At 50.4% G+C, this 2,464-nt stretch carries 2 protein-coding genes and 1 pseudogene; all 3 read left to right on the top strand.

The window, feature by feature from the left end; all coding sequences use genetic code 11:
- Positions 1-124: 124 nt before the first annotated feature.
- A pseudogene (locus ACZRMS_RS26180) lies at positions 125-292 on the top strand (PAS domain-containing protein); the annotation flags it as partial.
- Positions 293-460: 168 nt separating this feature from the next.
- Positions 461-1,579 (top strand): methyl-accepting chemotaxis protein, encoded by a 1,119-nt coding sequence (locus ACZRMS_RS26175; RefSeq protein WP_400632334.1) that lies wholly within the window; start codon positions 461-463, stop codon positions 1,577-1,579.
- Positions 1,580-1,615: 36 nt separating this feature from the next.
- The coding region (locus ACZRMS_RS26170) for a diguanylate cyclase domain-containing protein (protein ID WP_463997633.1) at positions 1,616-2,464 on the top strand (849 nt) is incomplete at its 3' end.

Genomic DNA, 2,464 nt, shown 5'->3' with positions numbered 1-2,464 from the left:
ATGGAGACTCATCTTGCGCTCGAACCTGCCTGTCACAACCGTTGAACAAATATTTCCAGTCCAGCAGCGATTGATCTCTGCTACGGATACGAATGGGAATATTTCCTATGTGAATGACGAGTTTATGAGAATAAGTGGCTATTCTCGTGAAGAGTTGTTGGGCAGTCCGCACAATTTGGTTCGTCATCCCGACATGCCTCCAGCTGTTTTCGGGCTGATGTGGGGCTATCTGAAGGCTGGCAAAAGCTGGATGGGTATCATCAAGAATCGCTGCAAGAATGGTGACTTCTATTGGGTCAGTGCGTATGTGACACCTATTCTCGAAGATGGCCGCTTAACAGGCTACGAGTCCGTTAGAGTCAAGCCGACTCGGGAGCAAATTGATCGCGCACAAAAGCTGTATGACCGGTTGCGTGCAGGTAAAAATTCCATTCCCCAAAATCGTCATTATGCGGCATTCATGAGGAGGATGGTCTTACCTGCAACTGCGGCTGCGTTGGCAATAGGTGCGGCTAGCGTGCTGCCAAGCCTGGCAGCACAAGCGGTAACTGCCGTGCTCTTTCTCGTTACAGGATGGTGGTCCTATACGCGGCTGGAACATCAGTTGAGTCATATCATGAAATGCGCCCCTGACGCTTTTTCAGATCCGATTAGCGCCATCACTTACAGCGATATGTATGGCCCTTCAGCGCAGTTGGAAATGATATTGATTAGTGAGGATGCACGCCTTAAAACCGCACTGACTCGGCTAAGCGATCTGGCCAGCCAAGTGGCTGAAGCCGCTGCGCATTCCTCCTTACTCTCGAACCAAACTGAAAATGCCTTGCTGGAGCAGCGAGCGGAAACGGACATGACGGCAGCCGCCATGACGGAGATGGCGGCCTCAATCAACGAAGTGGCAGGGCATGTTCAAAAAACCGCCATGGAAGCGCAAGCAGCAAATGAACTGGCTGAACAAGGTGATAAAGTCGCCGGTACTTCCCGTGAGGCCATTCAGTTGCTGGCCAGTACCGTCACAAATATCAGCACTGCTGTGGATTACCTTGCCAATGAAACCCAGCAAATTATGGCTGCTGCGGGGGTGATTCAAGCCATTGCTGATCAAACCAACCTACTCGCTCTCAACGCTGCAATTGAAGCGGCTAGGGCTGGTGAGCAGGGTCGAGGTTTTGCGGTAGTAGCTGATGAAGTCCGGGCCTTGGCTGCTAAAACCCGCGTATCGACTCAACAAATTCAAAACGTCATTGAAACCCTTAAAAAAGGCGCAGATGAGGCTGTGAGCATTGCCAAACTCGGTATTCGCGAGGCCGACCACGGTGTACAGCAAGTTATAGAGGCGCAGTGTGCTCTCCAAGGCATTCGCGATGCTGTTGAACGGATCAGTGGTATGAGCCAGCAAATGGCAGCCGCTTCAGAAGAGCAGGCTAGTGTCGCTGAAGATATTGCTCGGCAGATTAATAACGTAGCGGGAACGGTTGAGAGAACAGCGAAGAATGCTAACTCCGCCGTGATTCGTGGCCGGGAACTTGAAAGTACATCCCGTGGTTTAAACTCGTTGGTTGAACGGTTCAACAGGTAGTGACCTTATAATTATTTTGGTGAACTAGGTTTATATATGAGTGCAAGATACCGTGCAGCGGTGGATGCGGCAGCTATTTTCTCGGAAACCGATAAATCCGGAATAATCACCTATGTCAATGAACAGTTCTGTGATATTTCTGGCTATAGCGCACAGGAGTTGATTGGGCAAAACCACCGCATACTAAACTCAGGGCAGCATCCCCCTGAGTTCTTTATTGATATGTGGAAAAAAGTTTCACGTGGGCAGGTATGGAAAGGTGAAATTTGCAACCGTAAAAAGGATGGCAGCCTGTATTGGGTAGAGAGCACCATTGTACCCATGTACGATGATGCCAGCCAGCGGGTGCAGAAATACGTTTCCATTCGTTTCGATGTGACCGAAAAGCGGAAGTTTCTGGAAACCTTGCAATGGCAGGCTGAGCACGACGAGCTGACGGGTCTTCCAAATCGTTTTTTGCTGTCCAAAGCGCTTGATCAGGCTATTGTCAAAGCAAAGAGCCAGCCCAGCACGGTTGCCGTGGGCGTGCTTGATCTCGATGGGTTTAAGCAGATTAACGACCGCTATGGCCACGAGATAGGTGATCGTCTGTTAGTGGCGGTGGCTGATCGCCTGAAACATAGTATGCGTATCGAAGATACCGTAGCCCGTTTGGGAGGCGATGAGTTCGTGCTGATTTTGGGTGGGCGGGATCCCAAGGTGTTGGAAAGCGCCCTGCAGAGGCTTTTAGCTGCCCTTTCCGCCGTCTACATCATCGATGGCATAGGCATTAATATTTCCGCCAGTATCGGTGTGACGCTCTATCCAAACGATAATGAGAATGCCGATACACTGCTACGTCATGCCGATCAGGCTATGTATAAGGCCAAACAAAGTGGCCGTAAC

The organism is Pseudomonas sp. B424, assembly GCF_055408345.1.
Note: the sequence above shows the minus strand (reverse complement) of the source record. Positions and strands in the feature narration are given on the sequence as shown.

Coding starts and splice junctions, on each gene's coding strand:
- ACZRMS_RS26175 (WP_400632334.1), top strand. CDS start 461: ATGAGGAGGATGGTCTTACCTGCAACTGCGGCTGCGTTGGCAATAGGT.